This window comes from Desulfofundulus sp. TPOSR, from assembly GCF_011393055.1.
Classification (GTDB): domain Bacteria; phylum Bacillota; class Desulfotomaculia; order Desulfotomaculales; family Desulfovirgulaceae; genus Desulfofundulus; species Desulfofundulus kuznetsovii.
This window is the reverse complement of record NZ_JAAOEF010000004.1, coordinates 34,690-51,451: the sequence shown is the minus strand read 5'-3', so window position 1 is coordinate 51,451 and position 16,762 is coordinate 34,690. Positions and strand designations below refer to the sequence as shown.

The 16,762-nt window shown below is 60.7% G+C and carries 12 protein-coding genes and 1 pseudogene; all 13 read left to right on the top strand.

Annotated features, from left to right (window positions below):
* Positions 1-2: 2 nt before the first annotated feature.
* Entirely contained in the window at positions 3-1,661 is a 1,659-nt protein-coding gene (gene ilvB / locus G7K71_RS15990; RefSeq protein ID WP_166348630.1) for a biosynthetic-type acetolactate synthase large subunit, read from the top strand.
* Between the two features lie 17 nt (positions 1,662-1,678).
* Positions 1,679-2,198: pseudogene (ilvN, locus tag G7K71_RS15985) on the top strand (acetolactate synthase small subunit).
* Between the two features lies 1 nt (position 2,199).
* Complete coding sequence (gene ilvC, locus G7K71_RS15980) at positions 2,200-3,195, top strand: ketol-acid reductoisomerase (RefSeq protein ID WP_166348627.1); 996 nt, start codon at positions 2,200-2,202, stop codon at positions 3,193-3,195.
* An 80-nt stretch (positions 3,196-3,275) separates the two neighbouring features.
* The gene (gene ilvB / locus G7K71_RS15975; protein WP_166348624.1) at positions 3,276-4,940 is read left to right on the top strand and encodes a biosynthetic-type acetolactate synthase large subunit; all 1,665 of its coding nucleotides are present in this window, start codon (positions 3,276-3,278) and stop codon (positions 4,938-4,940) included.
* Positions 4,941-4,962: 22 nt separating this feature from the next.
* A complete protein-coding gene (locus G7K71_RS15970; RefSeq protein WP_166348621.1) occupies positions 4,963-6,510 on the top strand; it encodes a 2-isopropylmalate synthase in 1,548 nt (515 codons plus the stop codon).
* 4 nt (positions 6,511-6,514) lie between these two features.
* Entirely contained in the window at positions 6,515-7,777 is a 1,263-nt protein-coding gene (leuC, locus tag G7K71_RS15965; protein WP_166348618.1) for a 3-isopropylmalate dehydratase large subunit, read from the top strand.
* A complete protein-coding gene (gene leuD, locus G7K71_RS15960) occupies positions 7,778-8,275 on the top strand; it encodes a 3-isopropylmalate dehydratase small subunit (protein WP_166348615.1) in 498 nt (165 codons plus the stop codon). It abuts the gene before it with no gap.
* Complete coding sequence (gene leuB / locus G7K71_RS15955; RefSeq protein ID WP_166349568.1) at positions 8,275-9,357, top strand: 3-isopropylmalate dehydrogenase; 1,083 nt, start codon at positions 8,275-8,277, stop codon at positions 9,355-9,357. Before leuD ends, leuB begins: the two co-directional genes overlap by 1 nt.
* Positions 9,358-9,369: 12 nt before the next feature.
* On the top strand, positions 9,370-10,938 hold the full coding sequence (cimA, locus tag G7K71_RS15950) for a citramalate synthase (RefSeq protein ID WP_166348612.1): 1,569 nt from the start codon (positions 9,370-9,372) through the stop codon (positions 10,936-10,938).
* A 113-nt stretch (positions 10,939-11,051) separates the two neighbouring features.
* Positions 11,052-11,873, top strand: a complete 822-nt coding sequence (cdaA, locus tag G7K71_RS15945) for a diadenylate cyclase CdaA (protein WP_013823902.1) — start codon at positions 11,052-11,054, stop codon at positions 11,871-11,873.
* A gap of 21 nt (positions 11,874-11,894) precedes the next feature.
* Positions 11,895-12,842 (top strand): YbbR-like domain-containing protein, encoded by a 948-nt coding sequence (locus G7K71_RS15940; RefSeq protein ID WP_166348609.1) that lies wholly within the window; start codon positions 11,895-11,897, stop codon positions 12,840-12,842.
* A gap of 185 nt (positions 12,843-13,027) precedes the next feature.
* On the top strand, positions 13,028-14,365 hold the full coding sequence (glmM, locus tag G7K71_RS15935) for a phosphoglucosamine mutase (RefSeq protein ID WP_166348606.1): 1,338 nt from the start codon (positions 13,028-13,030) through the stop codon (positions 14,363-14,365).
* A 367-nt stretch (positions 14,366-14,732) separates the two neighbouring features.
* A complete protein-coding gene (glmS, locus tag G7K71_RS15930; protein WP_166348603.1) occupies positions 14,733-16,562 on the top strand; it encodes a glutamine--fructose-6-phosphate transaminase (isomerizing) in 1,830 nt (609 codons plus the stop codon).
* The last annotated feature ends 200 nt before the right edge of the window (positions 16,563-16,762 follow it).

Sequence of the window (16,762 nt, the reverse complement as noted above, 5' to 3'; positions counted from 1 at the left end):
GCATGAAAAAATCCGGGGCGCAAATCCTGGTGGACTGTTTGCGTGAACAGGGAGTGGATACCATCTTCGGTTATCCCGGAGGCGCGGTATTGCCCATTTATGATGCCCTCTACGATGCGGATATCCGGCACATTTTAACCAGACACGAGCAGGGTGCCGCCCACGCGGCGGACGGCTATGCCCGGGCTTCGGGCCGGCCGGGGGTATGCCTGGCCACCTCGGGTCCCGGGGCCACCAACCTGGTTACGGGCATTGCCAATGCCTACATGGATTCCGTACCCCTGGTGGCCTTTACCGGGCAGGTGGTTACTTCCCAGCTGGGGAAGGACTCCTTCCAGGAAGCGGATATTACGGGGATCACCCTGCCCATTACCAAGCACAATTATCTGGTGAAAGACGTGCGGGACCTGGCCCGGGTCATCAAGGAGGCCTTTTACATCGCCACCACCGGCAGGCCCGGCCCGGTGCTGGTGGATATACCCAAGGACGTCTCCAGCACCCAAACCGAGTACGAGGACCCCGGCCCGGTCAACCTGCCCGGGTACCGCCCGGTGCTGGAACCGCCGGCAGAACAGCTCAACCGGGCGGCGGAAGCCATTGCCCGGGCCGAGCGGCCGGTGATTTACGCCGGGGGCGGCGTGGTTTATTCCGGCGCCCACCGGGAGCTGCGCCGCTTTGCCGAGCTGATCCTGGCCCCCGTGGCCACCACCCTTATGGGTCTGGGAGGTTTCCCCGGGGATCATCCCCTGGCCCTGGGTATGCTGGGCATGCACGGCAGCAAGTACGCCAACTTTGCCGTCTGCGAGTGCGACCTGCTGATTGCCGTAGGCGTGCGGTTTGACGACCGGGTTACCGGCAAGCTGGAGAGTTTTGCTTCCCAGGCCAGGATCATGCACATTGACATTGACCCGGCGGAAATAGGGAAGAATGTACGGGTAGACATTCCCCTGGTGGGGGATGTCAAGCGGGTTTTGTCCGCCCTCATTGAGCGTCTGGAAGCCAAGTTGCCGGGAGCCTGGCAGGAGAAGATCCAGACCTGGAAAAAGGAATACCCCATTACCTACGAGGAAAACGGCCACCTCAAACCCCAGCATGTCATCCGGGAGATATACCGGGTGACCAAAGGCCAGGCCAGGATTACTACCGAGGTGGGCCAGCACCAGATGTGGGCGGCCCATTATTACACTTATACCCGCCCCCGGACCTTTATCTCTTCCGGCGGGCTGGGTACCATGGGCTTTGGCCTGCCTGCGGCCATCGGCGTGCAGGTGGCCTGCCCCGGTGAGATTGTCTTTGACATCGCCGGCGACGGCAGCATCCAGATGAACATCCAGGAGCTGGCCACGGCGGTAAACTACGACCTGCCGGTAAAGGTGGCCATCCTGGATAACGGTTACCTGGGCATGGTCCGCCAGTGGCAGGAGCTCTTTTACAACCGCCGCTATTCCTACAGCGAGCTGGTCAACCCCGACTTTGTCAAGCTGGCCGAGGCCTACGGCGCGGTGGGCATGCGGGTGGAAAAACCCGCCGACGTCAGGCCGGCCCTGGAGCAGGCCCTGGCCACGTCCAAGCCGGTGCTCATGGACTTCGTCATTGAACGGGAAGAGAATGTCCTGCCCTTTGTTCCTCCGGGCGAGTCCCTGGACCGCATGTTAGGTTAAACCGGGGAGGTGGTATGATGCGACACACCCTGGCGGTGCTGGTGGAAAACAACCCCGGGGTCCTGGCCCGGGTGGCCGGCCTGTTCAGCCGGCGGGGATACAACATCGACAGCCTGGCGGTGGGGCGCACCGACAACCCGGCCATTTCCCGCATGACTATTGTGGTGGAGGGAGACGACCGGGTACTGGAACAGGTGACCAAGCAGCTCCACAAGCTCATCGATGTGATCAAGATCAGCGACATCACCGCCGACGAATACGTGGACCGGGAACTGGTGCTCATCAAGGTGAATGCCGGGCCGGAAAAAACGGGGGGAAATAATGCAGATTGCCGATATTTTCCGGGCCCGCATTGTGGACCTGGGACGGCGGACCATGATCCTGGAATGCACCGGCAACGAGGGCAAGATCAGGGCCTTTGAGGAATCCCTCAAGCCTTACGGGATTAAAGAACTGGTGCGTACAGGTAAAATTGCCATGCTGCGGGGTTCCCGCTATACCAGTATCAATACCAATGGTTCACGGGAGGATGAGTGAGATGGCTAAAGTTTACTACGACAGCGATGCCGATCTGAGCTTATTACAGGGAAAGGTCATTGCGGTTCTGGGCTACGGCAGCCAGGGACACGCCCAGGCCCAGAATTTAAAAGACAGCGGATTAAATGTGATCGTTGGCTTGCCGGAAACCAGCCGCAGCCGGGAAAGGGCTAAGGCTGATGGATTTGAGGTTTATACACCGGCCGGGGCGGCTGAGCGTGCGGACATCATCCAGGTGCTGGTGCCCGATGAGGTGCAGCCCGGGCTGTATAAAGAGCACATTGCCCCCCACCTGAGGAGCGGCAAGGCCCTGATGTTCTCCCATGGCTTTAACATCCATTATGGACAGATTACTCCCCCGGCAGATGTGGATGTCTTTATGGTGGCACCAAAGGGGCCGGGACACATCGTCCGCCGCATGTTTGTAGAAGGGAAAGGGGTGCCCTGCCTGGTGGCCGTCCATCAGGATGCCAGCGGCCGGGCAAAAGAGCTGGCCCTGGCCTACGCCAGGGGCATCGGCGGCACCCGGGCTGGCGTTTTCGAGACCACCTTTAAGGAAGAAACGGAAACCGACCTCTTTGGCGAGCAGGCTGTCCTGTGCGGCGGGGTTTCCGAGTTAATCAAGGCCGGCTTCGACACCCTGGTGGAGGCCGGATACGCCCCGGAAATGGCCTACTTTGAGTGCCTGCACGAACTCAAGCTCATTGTCGACCTGATCTACGAGGGCGGCCTGAGCTGGATGCGTTACTCCATCAGCAACACCGCCGAATATGGGGATTACATGGTCGGTAAGCGCATCATCACGGAAGAGACCCGCAGGGAAATGAAGCGGGTGTTGCAGGAGATCCAGAACGGCCAGTTTGCCAAACAGTGGATCCTGGAAAACCAGGCCAACCGGCCCATGTTCAACGCCATGCGCCGCCGGGAGGCCGAACACCCCATTGAAAAGGTGGGGGCCGAGCTGCGCAAGATGATGCCCTGGCTGCAAAAGCGCTAAATACCGGGTTCAGGGCGGGGCCCGCCGGTTGGGCCCCCCGGTAACTCCCGGAAAAACGGCTGGAAAAGGGGGGAGTTGCCTTGAAGATTACCGCTGCCCAGGCCCTCGTCCGCTGCCTGGAGCTGGAAAAGGTGGATATTGTTTTTGGATATCCGGGAGGCGCCATGCTCCCCGTATACGACGCCCTCTATCATTCCTCCATCAAGCATGTACTGGTCCGCCACGAGCAGGGGGCCGTGCATGCCGCCGACGGCTACGCCCGGGCTACCGGGCGGGTGGGGGTATGCATGGCTACCTCCGGCCCGGGAGCCACGAACCTGGTGACCGGGATAGCCAACGCCTACATGGACTCGGTCCCCCTGGTGGTTTTTACCGGCCAGGTACCCACCAGCCAGGTGGGCACCGACTCCTTTCAGGAAGTGGATATCACGGGGATTACCATTCCCATTACCAAGCATAATTACCTGGTAAAAGACCCGGCTGCCCTGCCCCAGATCATTAAGAACGCCTTTCATATCGCTTCCACCGGCCGGCCGGGGCCGGTACTCATTGACCTGCCCAGGGATGTGGCCGGGGCGACCATTGACTTTCACTATCCTGAAACGGTGAAGCTGCGGGGGTATAAGCCCACCTACCGGGGGCACCGCAACAAAATAAACGAGGCGGCGGAATTAATCAACAGGTCGCAGCGCCCGGTGATTTACGCCGGCGGCGGCATTCTCAATTCCGGGGCCAGCGCGGAGCTTTTGGAGTTGGCCGAGTTAATTTCCGCCCCGGTTACCAATACCTTCATGGGGCTTTCCAGCTTTCCCGGGGATCACCCGCTGTTTTTGGGGATGCTCGGCCTGCACGGGACCCGCTACGCCAACCTGGCCGTGACGGAGTGCGATTTGCTCATTGCCCTGGGGGCCAGGTTTGACGACCGGGTAACGGGCAAGCTGGCCAGATTTGCCCCCCACGCGGTGGTGATCCACGTGGACATCGACCCGGCCGAAATTGGCAAGAACGTGCCGGTGCATGTACCCATCGTGGGGGACGTGAAGCTGGTGCTGCAGGCCCTCTTGCCCCTGCTCAAGAAAACCGACCGTTCCCCCTGGCTGGCCCGCGTCCAGGAACTGCGGGAACTTTATCCTTTGCGCTACAACCGGGAAGGCGGCTTGAAACCCCAGTACATCATTGAAGAATTGTACCGCCACACCAGAGGCTGCGCCACCATCGCCACCGATGTGGGTCAGCACCAGATGTGGGTGGCCCAGTACTACCGGTTTAAGCACCCGCGCGGCCTGATATCTTCGGGTGGTTTGGGCACCATGGGTTTTGGCCTGCCCGCCGCAGTTGGCGCCCAGCTGGGACTGCCCGACCGGCAGGTTATCCTGGTTACCGGCGACGGCAGTTTCCAGATGACCATGCAGGAGCTGGCCACGGTGCGGGAGCAGGAGTTGCCCATAAAAATATTCATGATCAATAACCAGACCCTGGGCATGGTGCGCCAGCTCCAGGAATATTACTGCGAGGGCCGCTACATGGCCGTGGACTTCAAGTTCCATCCCGATTTCATCACCCTGGCCAGGGCTTATGGCATCAAGGGCTTTACCGTAGAAACGGAAGAAGAGGCGCAAAGGGTCATCCCCGAGGCGCTCGGCACGACCGGCCCGGTGCTGGTCAATTGCCTGGTAAGTCCACAGGAGAAAGTTCTGCCCATGGTTCCCAGCGGACGTGGAATTGACGAAACCTTTGAAGGTTGATTCCACTCAAAGGAGGACTTTTATGACCCGGCGTGTTTACATCTTTGATACTACCTTGAGGGACGGGGAGCAATCCCCGGGGGTAAGCCTGAACGTGATGGAGAAATTGCAGATCGCCAGGCAGCTGGCCAGGCTGGGCGTGGACGTGATTGAGGCCGGTTTTCCCATCACTTCCCCGGGGGATTACGAGGCGGTGAAGACCATTGCCCGGGAAGTACGGGGCGTGACCGTGGCGGCCCTGGCCCGGGCCAATTTCCAGGACATCGACCGGGCCTGGGAGGCCGTTAAGGGGGCGGAGCAGCCCCGGATTCACACCTTTATTGCCACCTCGCCCATTCATATGCGCCACAAGCTGCGCATGACCGAAGAACAGGTAATAGAAGCCGCCGTGGCCGCAGTCAGGCGGGCCAAAAGTTATGTTTCCGACGTGGAGTTTTCCGCCGAGGATGCCTCCCGGTCGGAGCTGGATTTCCTGTGCCGGGTGCTGGAGGCGGCTATTGCGGCCGGGGCTACGGTGGTGAACATCCCGGACACGGTGGGTTACGCCACGCCCGAGGAATTTGCCCGTTTCATCCGGGACATCCGCCAGCGGGTGCCGGGCATTGAGAAGGTGGTGCTGAGCGTGCACTGCCACGACGACCTGGGGCTGGCGGTGGCCAATTCCCTGGCGGCGGTGGCGGCCGGGGCCAACCAGGTGGAAGGGGCCATCAACGGCATCGGCGAGCGGGCCGGAAACGCCGCCCTGGAAGAGGTGGTCATGGCCCTGTATACCCGCCGGGACCAGTTCGGCTGTGAGACCAACATCCGTACGGAAGAAATTTACCGCACCAGCCGCCTGGTGTCCAGCCTTACCGGCATGCCCGTGCAGCCCAACAAGGCGGTGGTGGGGAAGAACGCCTTTGCCCACGAATCGGGCATTCACCAGGACGGGGTGCTCAAGGAGCGTACCACCTACGAGATCATGAACCCGGTGATGGTGGGGATCAGCCAGAGCAACCTGGTTCTGGGCAAACACTCGGGGCGGCACGCCTTCCGGCAGAGGCTCCTGGAGCTGGGTTACGAGCTGGGAGAGGAAGAGCTTAACAAGGCCTTCCAGCAGTTCAAGGTCCTGGCCGACAAGAAAAAGGAAATCACCGACGCGGACCTGGAAGCCATTGTGGAGGAAGAGCTGCGCCCGGTGCCGGTAACCTATACCCTGGAGTACCTGCACATTTCCACGGGTACGACCATAGTGCCCACAGCCACCGTCGGGTTGAAGAAGGGCGACGAGGTCTTTGAGGAGGCGGCTTGCGGCAACGGCCCCGTGGATGCCATCTGCCGGGCGGTCGACAAGGTCACCGGCATTCCCTGCGTGCTCAAGAGCTGGGGGATTAATGCCGTTACCTCCGGTAAGGACGCCATTGGCGAGGTTACCTTGAAAATTTCCGAAAACGGCGGCAAGACCTACCTGGGCCGGGGCATCAGCACGGACATCCTGGAGGCCAGCGCCAAAGCCTACGTCAACGCGGTCAACAGGCTCCTCTGGGAGACGGGGAGGTTAAAAGATAAAAGCTGTAACGAGGTGAATTAAGAACATGCCCATGACCATCACGGAAAAGATCCTGGCCGCCCATGCCGGCCTCGACCGGGTGGAGCCCGGGCAGCTGATCAATGTCCGGGTGGACCTGGTTTTGGGTAACGACATTACCGCTCCCGTGGCCATTAAGGAGTTCCGGCGCATCGGTGTAGAAAAGGTCTTTGACCGGGAGCGGGTGGTCCTGGTACCCGACCACTTCGTACCGAACAAGGATATCAAGTCGGCCGAGCAGGCCAAAATCCTCAGGGACTTTGCCCGCCAGCAGCAGCTGACCCACTACTTCGAGGTCGGGCGCATGGGGATCGAGCACTGCCTTTTGCCCGAGCAGGGGCTGGTGGGACCGGGGGACGTGGTGATCGGGGCCGATTCCCATACCTGTACCTATGGCGCCCTGGGGGCCTTTGCCACCGGGGTGGGCAGCACCGACCTGGCTGCGGCCATGGCCCTGGGGGAAATCTGGCTCAAAGTTCCCGAGTCAATTAGGTTCGTCTATTATGGAGAGCTCCAGCCCTGGGTGGGGGGCAAGGATTTAATCCTCTACACCATCGGCCAGATCGGCGTGGACGGCGCCCTCTACCAGGCCATGGAATTCACCGGGCCGGCCATCGAGACCCTGTCCATGGACGGGCGCCTGACCATGGCCAATATGGCCGTTGAGGCCGGAGCCAAAAACGGCATTGTGCCGCCCGATGAAATTACTCTCGACTACGTAAAGGGACGGGCCAGAAGGCCCTACCGGGTGTATCAGAGCGATCCCGGTGCCCGGTACGCCCGGGTTTACGAGTTTGATGTGAGCAAGCTGGAACCCCAGGTGGCCTTCCCCCACCTGCCCTCCAATGTCCGCCCGGTGAGCCAGGCGGGACACGTGGAGATCCAGCAGGTGGTTATCGGTTCCTGCACCAACGGCCGACTGGAGGACCTGCGCCTGGCCGCCCGGGTGTTGCAGGGCAAGAAGGTGCATCCCGATGTGCGCCTGATCATTATCCCGGGAACCCAGGAAGTTTACCGCACCGCTTTAAAGGAAGGTTTAATTGAAATATTTATTGACGCCGGTGCGGCGGTGAGCACTCCCACCTGCGGCCCCTGCCTGGGCGGCCACATGGGCATCCTGGCCGCCGGGGAGCGCTGCCTGGCTACCACCAATCGGAATTTTGTCGGCCGGATGGGCCACCCGGAAAGCGAAGTATACTTAAGCAATCCCGCGGTAGCCGCCGCCTCGGCCATTTTGGGGCGGATTGCCGCTCCCCAGGAGGTGCTGTAGATGAACCAGCTGCGCGGAAAAGCGTGGAAGTTTGGTGATGATATAGACACCGACGCCATTATCCCGGCCCGTTACCTGAATACCTCCGATCCCCGGGAGCTGGCCGCCCATTGCATGGAGGATGCGGATCCCTCCTTTGCCGGGAGGGTGCAGCCGGGGGACATCATTGTGGCCGGGAAAAACTTCGGCTGCGGCAGCTCCCGGGAGCATGCCCCCATAGCCATCAAGGCGGCCGGGGTTTCCTGCGTGATTGCCGCTTCCTTTGCCCGCATTTTCTACCGCAACGCCTTCAACATCGGCCTGCCCATCTTCGAGTCGCCGGAAGCGGCGGCTAAGATCCAGGAGGGTGACGAAGTGGCGGTGGACGTGGAATCGGGGACCATCACCAACCTGACCCGCAGCGAGCAGTACCGGGCCACACCGGTGCCGCCGTTCATGCAGGAGATCATCGCCGCCGGAGGCCTGATTAACTACGTAGCCCGGAGGTTGAATGGATGATGTACAGGATTGCGGTTCTGCCGGGGGACGGTATTGGCCCGGAGGTAACGGCCCAGGCCACCCGGGTCCTGGCCGCCGCCGGACGTCGTTTTGGATATGAATTTTGTTTCCAGGAAGGCTTAATCGGGGGAATAGCCTATGACGCCACGGGCCAGCCCCTGCCCCAGGCCACCCTGGATCTGTGTCGGTCCAGTGATGCGGTCCTTCTGGGGGCGGTCGGGGGGCCCAAATGGGATAACCTCCCGGTGCACCTGCGACCGGAAGCGGGCGCCCTGCTGCCCCTGCGGAAGGCCCTGAATGTTTACGCCAACCTGCGCCCGGCCGTGGTTTTCCCGGCCCTGGCCGGTGCTTCCACCCTGAAGCCGGAAGTGGCGGAGGGGCTGGATATAGTGGTGGTGCGGGAGCTGACCGGCGGGCTTTATTTCGGGGAGAAAAAGCGGGAGGAAATTCCCGGCGGGCAGCGGGTGGTGGAAACCCTGGTCTACACCACCGAAGAGATCCGGCGGGTGGCCAGGCGGGCCTTTGAACTGGCCCGGAAGAGAAAGAAAAAGCTCACCTCGGTGGATAAGGCCAATGTGCTGGAAAGCTCCCGCCTGTGGCGGGAGGTGGTTACGGACATGGCCCGGGATTACCCCGACGTGGAAGTCAACCACATGCTGGTTGATAACTGTGCCATGCAGCTGGTGCGCAACCCGAAACAATTCGATGTACTGCTGACGGAAAACCTTTTCGGTGATATCCTGAGCGACGAGGCCGCCCAGCTCACCGGCTCCCTGGGTATGCTGCCCTCGGCCAGCCTGGGAGACGGGGTGGGCTTATATGAGCCGGTTCACGGCTCCGCCCCGGACATTGCCGGGCGTCAGCTGGCCAATCCCATTGCCGCCATCCTTTCCGGTGCCTTAATGCTGCGCCATTCCTTCGGGCTGGAGGAGGCGGCCGCGGCCATTGAACGGGCGGTGGCCGCGGTGCTTGAGCAGGGATACCGCACGGCCGATATCATGGAACCGGGCAAACACCAGGTAACCACCACGGAGATGGGCCGGCTGATTGCCGAACTGGTGGAAAGGGGCGAGCTTGTCTAAGGGGGAGAAACCATGGCGGTAGTGGAGATTTACGATACCACCCTGCGGGACGGCTCCCAGGGGGAAGGGATTTCCTTTTCCGCGGAAGACAAGGTCAAGATTGCCCTCAAGCTTGATAAAATGGGCTTTCACTACGTGGAAGGCGGCTGGCCCGGCTCCAACCCCAAGGACATGGCTTTTTTCCAGCGCATTAAAAACCACCGGCTGTCCCATGCCCGCATTGCCGCCTTTGGGTCCACCCGCAAGCCCGGTGTTCCGGTGCAGGAAGACGGCAACATCCAGTGCATTCTGGCCGCCGGGGTTTCCGTAGCCACAATTTTCGGCAAGAGCTGGGACTTACACGTTACCAGGGCCCTGGGGACCACCCTGGAAGAAAACCTGGCCATGATTGAAGAATCGGTGGGCTATTTGAAAAGCCGGGGATTGACGGTCATTTACGATGCGGAACATTTTTTTGACGGCTTTAAGGCCAATGCGCAATATGCCCTGGCCACCTTACGGGCCGCCGTGCGGGGAGGGGCCGACCGGCTGGTACTGTGCGATACCAACGGGGGAAGCCTGCCGGAGGAAATTGCCGCTATAGTGGGAAGGGTAAAGGAAGAGATCCCGGTTGTCCTGGGCATCCACTGCCATAATGACGGGGAACTGGCCGTGGCCAACACCCTGGCGGCGGTGCGGGCCGGGGCAACCCATGTGCAGGGGACCATCAACGGCTACGGGGAGCGCTGCGGCAACGCCAACCTCTGTTCCGTTATACCCAACCTTACATTCAAGTACGGCCACGAAACCATCCCCCGCTCTGCCCTGGCCCAGCTCACCGATCTCTCCCGCTATGTGAGCGAGCTGGCCAACCTGCATCCCAACCCCCACCAGCCCTTTGTGGGAGCCAGCGCCTTTGCCCACAAGGGCGGGGTCCATGTCAACGCCATTTTGAAAGACCCCCGGACCTACGAGCACATTGACCCGGCACTGGTGGGCAACCGGCGGCGGGTGCTGGTATCCGAGTTGAGCGGGTTGTCCAACCTGTTCTACAAGTTAAAGGAGCTCAACTTCAATCTCGATGCCAGCAAGGAAGAAACGCGCCGCTTCCTGGAGGAAATTAAGGAACTGGAACATCAGGGGTACATGTTTGAAGGCGCCGAAGGGTCCTTTGAACTGCTCCTGCGCCGGGCGTACGACAATTACCGGGAGCCCTTCAAGCTGGAAAGCCTGCGGGTGATCATAGAGCTGAAGGAAAACAGCCCCGTGTATTCCGAAGCCATCATCAAGCTGACCGTGGGCGACCAGGTGGTGCACACGGCGGCGGAAGGAAACGGTCCGGTGAACGCCCTGGACAATGCCCTGCGCAAGGCCCTGGAAGTTTTCTACCCCGATATCCGGCGCATGCAGCTCACCGACTACAAGGTGCGGGTGCTGGATGAAAAGGACGGCACGGGGGCGGTGGTGCGGGTGCTGATTGAAACCGGGGACGGTGAGCGGTCCTGGGGTACCGTGGGGGTATCCACAAACATCATTGAAGCAAGCTGGCAGGCCCTGGTAGACAGCATCGCCTACGGGTTGCTCAAAAACAATGGTAGATAAATCCGGGCGCTCCATTAGATGAGGGCGCTCCTTTATTTGCAGCCGCAAAAGGGTTATAATGTCTTCATGGATCCAATACTAACCGTGATCGGGGGTACGAAGGGGGAAAGAAGTTGCTGGAGCAACTCAAGGCCCTGAACCTGGATCTGTTTAATCTCACCAGTATCATCGACATCCTCATTGTGGCCTTTGTTCTCTACCGGTTAATTCTGTTGATTAAAGGCACCCGGGCGGTACAGCTCCTCAAAGGCCTGGCCGTTCTGCTGGTGGCCACGGCTTTAAGCAGCTGGCTGCATTTATACACCTTTCACTGGCTGCTGCGCCAGGCCATGACCGCCCTGGTGGTGGCCCTGCCCATAGTTTTTCAGCCCGAACTGCGCCGGGCACTGGAAAAGCTGGGGGGAGGCCGCTTTTTTACCAGCTCGCTCATTCATCAGGGTGAGGACGATCGTTCCCGGACCATCAGCCAGGTGGTACGGGCGGCCAGTCTTCTATCCCGCCGGCGTATTGGCGCGTTGATTGTTTTAGAACGGACCACCGGGCTGGAGGAGTACATCGATACGGGCATTAAAATCGACGGCCTGGTGACGGCAGAATTACTGCTCAATATTTTTGAGCCCAACACCCCTTTGCATGACGGCGCGGTGATCATCCGGGGCGACCGGGTGGCATCGGCGGCCTGCCTGTTACCCCTGACGGAAAGCCCCGACGTGGCCAGGGGATTGGGCACCCGCCACCGGGCGGGGATTGGCGTAACGGAAGTTTCGGACGCCCTGGCGGTGATTGTTTCCGAGGAGACGGGGATCATTTCCCTGGCCGTGGAGGGTGTGCTGGCCAGAAACCTGGACGAGCCTGCCCTGGCCGACCGGCTGGCCGGGGCGTTCGAGCCGCAAAAGGGGCGCTCCCTGGCCTTTTTGTGGCTCCGCAAACAGTAGCATTGCCGGAGGTGTTCCTGTTTGCCCCGTTTAAACTGGCGCAATCTTTCCCTGCAAATCCTGTCGCTGTTGATGGCCCTGATCCTGTGGGTTTACGTGACCAACGAGCAGAACCCCCTGGATGAACGCCCGTTTAATGTTTCCCTGCGGGGGCGGGGGGTGCCCGACGGTTACCTGGTGACCGGGCTGCCGTCAACGGTGAATGTGCGGGCCCAGGGCAGCCGGGGCCAGCTGACCACCCTTACCCCGGGTGATTTCCAGGCGGTGGTGGACTTATCAGGCATCACCCCGGGGGAAAACGAGTTGACGGTAAATGTGAGTGCTCCACCCGGCATCCGGGTGATCCAGGTGTCCCCCTCCCGGGTGCGGGTGCAGGTGGACAGGGTAGTGGAAAAGGAAGTCCCGGTGGCGGTAACCTTCAGGGGGGAACCCGCCGCCGGTTACAGTGCCCTGGCCGCTACGGTGGACCCGCCGCTGGTGCACCTGAAAGGACCGGAGCGGCTGGTCAATGCCGTTACCCGGGTAACGGCGACCGTTGACGTACAGGGTGCCAGTGGAACGGTGGAAAGATCGGCAACCCTCACCGGCCTGCCCCGGGGAGTCAGCGTGTTTCCCCCTGTGGTCAGGGTGACCGTTCCCGTTCTGGCCATGCCGGTAAAAGAAGTGCCGGTGGAACCCCAGGTAAGGGGGACTCCCGCGGCGGGTTACCGGGTGGAGGAGGTAAGGGTGGAACCCGATGTGATCCAGGTATCGGCACCGGCGCCGGTACTGGAAGGTGTCCAAAGGGTAAACACTGTTCCGGTGGATATCAGCGGGGTCAGCCAGGACGTGGTGCGAAGGGTTGGCCTGGTTGCTCCCGGGAACGGGGTGGTCATGCGTCCCGAGCAGGTGCAGGTTACGGTACGCCTTTCCCCCTTGGCGGAAAGCCCTCCTGAAAAAACGCCGCCGGAAGAACAAAACCAAACATGAAAAACGGGTGGTGCCCCATAGAGATTTTTTATCAGGGGCGTGATACTGGCCGGAAATCATCCTTCATCATATTATGTTTAGTGAACTCAGACTTTTTGGCAAAAAATTGACCTCTTCGATGGCTGTAGATATAATAATCAGTGTTTGGACGTGATCTCTGTCGAGCGTGAAAGGAGACTTTGACCATGGGAGCAATATTTGGTACCGACGGCGTCCGGGGGGTGGCCAACCGGGAGCTTACCCCGGAACTGGCCTTAAAGCTGGGACGGGCGGGGGCTTACGTCCTTTCCCGGGGCCTGCCGGGGGCGAGCCTGGTGGTCGGCTGGGATACCCGCATTTCCTCCGACATGCTGGAGGCCGCCCTCACGGCCGGGATATGTTCGGCCGGGGTCAATGTCCTCAAGGTGGGGGTCATGCCCACCGCGTCCATTGCCTACCTCACCAGGGCCCTGGGTGCCGCCGGGGGAGTGGTTATATCTGCTTCCCACAATCCCATGGACGACAACGGGATCAAGTTTTTCGGAGCCAGCGGCTACAAGCTGTCCGACGGGATGGAAGAGGAAATCGAGCAGCTGGTTTCCTGTCCCGACCGCATTCCCGCTCCCGTGGGGGCGGGGGTGGGCCGTGCCTACCCGGTAGTCGATGCGGTGGACCGTTACGTGGCCTTTTTAAAGGATACCGTATCATGTGACTTTTCCGGCTTGAAGGTGGTGGTGGACTGCGCCAACGGGGCCGCCTCCCGGGTTGCCCCCCGGGTGCTGGCGGAACTGGGTGCGGAAGTCATCCCCATATTCAACACCCCCGACGGGGTCAATATCAATGCCGGCTGCGGCTCCACCCACCCGGCTGCCCTGCAGGAGGCGGTGCTGGAGCACGGCGCCCACCTGGGGCTGGCCCATGACGGGGATGCCGATCGGGTACTCGCCGTGGACGGCCGGGGCAACCCGGTGGACGGCGACCAGATTATGGTTATCCTGGCCCGGGCCCTCCAGAAAAAGGGCAGGCTGGCCAAAAATACGGTGGTGGCCACGGTGATGAGCAACCTGGGGCTGGACCTGGCCCTGGGGCAGAGCGGCATCCGGGTGCTGAAAACCCGGGTTGGGGACCGTTACGTCCTGGATGAGCTGCTGCGTTCGGGAGCCACCTTTGGCGGGGAGCAGAGCGGGCACATCATAATGCTGGATTACAACACCACCGGGGACGGCATTTTAACCGCCCTGCAGCTCCTGCAGGTGGTCCGGGAAACGGGGGCGACCCTGCAGGAACTGGCCGCCCAGATGGAGAAGCTGCCGCAACTGCTGGAAAACGTCCGGGTAACCGATAAGGATAAGGTGATGAACAGTCCCGTACTGGCCCGGGCCATCCGGGAACAGGAAGAACGCCTGGCCGGTCAGGGGCGCATCCTGGTGCGCCCTTCGGGCACCGAACCCCTGGTGCGGGTGATGGTTGAGGGCCGGGATATGGACCTCCTGCGGTCCATTGCCGGCGAGCTGGTGGACGTAATCCGGAAGGTGTCCTCTTAAACGAGGATTTTTTGAAAGGGGGTGGGAAGCGCAAGTCTTTTTTGGGGACAACTGAAAATTAAAGCGCCAGAACCCGGAAATTGCCGGTTAGCCAGTTGATTTAACGGGTGTTCCGGGTTGACGAGGAGGGAGTTTATCGAAGTTTTCGGCGGGTGCTCCCCGGTTGGCCACGACCGTGAACGACACTACAAAACCGGCCGGCAACGGCCGGGACAAAGGGTGTCCGGTGGCATAAGGGTAGGAGGCCGTTCTACGAAATTACCCCCGTTCCTTCTTTTTACAAAAGCCCTTTCTCTGCCGGAGGCCTTTCTGTGCCCCGGCATTTCTAATTATTAGACTTAAAACCTTTTTGCTGGAGGTTTTTCATATGTGTGGCATCGTTGGCTATACCGGCCCCCGGCGGGCCGTACCCATACTCCTTGGCGGGCTGGCCAAACTGGAATACCGCGGTTATGATTCGGCCGGCATTGCCGTTCTGGAAGACGGGGTCATTAAGGTGCACAAACAGGCGGGCAAACTGGCCGGCCTGGCGGAAAGGTTACAGGGTTACAACGGCCAGGCGCGTACCGGCATCGGGCACACCCGCTGGGCCACCCACGGCCGCCCTTCGGACACCAATGCCCACCCCCACAGCGACTGTTCCGGGCGTTTCGCCGTGGTGCACAACGGGATTATTGAGAACTACCTGGAATTGAGGGAATGGCTCGGCTCCCAGGGCCATCAATTTACTTCCGAAACGGACACGGAGGTGCTTCCCCACCTGGTGGAACACTTTTATCAGGGTGATCTGGTGGAGGCGGTACGCCGGGTGGTGGAGCGCATCCGGGGTTCCTACGCCATGGTGGTGCTGTCTGCTGACAAGCCGGATAAACTGGTGGCCGTGCGTCAGGACAGCCCCCTGGTGGTGGGCCTTGGTCAGGGCGAAAACTTCCTGGCTTCCGATATCCCCGCCCTGCTGGCCCATACCCGGCGTACATACATCCTGGACGACGGCGAGATGGCCGTACTGACACCGGAAGAAGTAAAGATTTTTAACCGGTGCGGGGAGCCGGTGGAGAAACGGGTCTTTGAGGTAAAATGGGAAGCCGCCCAGGCGGAAAAAAACGGCTTTGCCCATTTCATGCTCAAAGAGATCCACGAGCAGCCCCGGGCCCTGCGGGATACCTTGAAGGGCCGCCTGGCCGGTGACGATTCGGCGGTGGTGCTCAAAGAGCTGGAGATTGATGACGGGAAGCTGAGAAGCCTGCGTAAAATATTTATCACCGCCTGCGGCACCGCCTACCACGCCGGCCTGGTGGGCAAGTATGTGATCGAACAGCTGGCCCGCGTACCGGTGGAGGTGGATATCGCTTCGGAATTCCGCTACCGCCAGCCTCTTATTGATGAAGGTACGCTGGTGATAGTAATCAGCCAGTCGGGGGAGACCGCCGATACCCTGGCCGCCTTGAGGGAAGCCAGGCGTCTGGGTGCCCCGGTGCTGGCCGTGACCAACGTGGTGGACAGCTCCATTGCCCGGGAAGCCGACCACGTGCTCTATACCTGGGCCGGTCCCGAGATAGCCGTGGCCTCCACCAAAGCCTATACCACCCAGCTGGTGGCCATGTACCTGATTGCCCTGCACCTGGCCACGGTACGGGGCACCATTACCCTTGAGGAAAGGCGGACGATCATTAAAGAATTAAAACAGCTGGACAGCCGGGCGGAACTGATCCTGAGCAACGGCCACCTGATCAGGGATCTCGCCCGGATGTACGGCGGGGCGGAGGATGTCTTCTTCATCGGCCGGGGCCTGGACCATGCCGTGGCCCTGGAAGGTTCCTTGAAGCTGAAGGAAATCTCCTATATACACGCGGAGGCCTACGCCGCCGGGGAATTGAAGCACGGCACCCTGGCCCTGATTGAAAAGGGCGTGCCGGTGGTCGCCCTGGCCACCCAGAAGAACCTCTTTGAAAAGACCTTAAGCAACATCAAAGAGGTGAAGGCCCGGGACGCCACGGTAATCGCCCTGGCCATGGAGGGGCAGAAGGAACTGGAAAAGGTAGCCGATCACGTGCTCTACATCCCGCCCACCAACCCCGTCCTGGCCCCCGTGCTGGCCGTGATACCCCTGCAGCTCCTGGCCTACCAGATGGCCGTGGTCAGGGGCTGCGACGTGGACCAGCCCCGCAACCTGGCCAAGAGCGTGACGGTGGAGTAGGGGGCGGGGGAAAGTTGAAGAATTAATGTTTCGATGGAATAAAGTTTTGAACTGAGTATAAGTCGTGAACCGGGTAATAAAGTGGTAAACTGAATTGAAATAGGCATGGGCGAGGAACGGATGGAACCTCGCCCTGTTTTTTTTAGCTCTGGCTGGTTGCATCACACCCGGAACTGCAGCAACGACTGCTATTTTTGGCA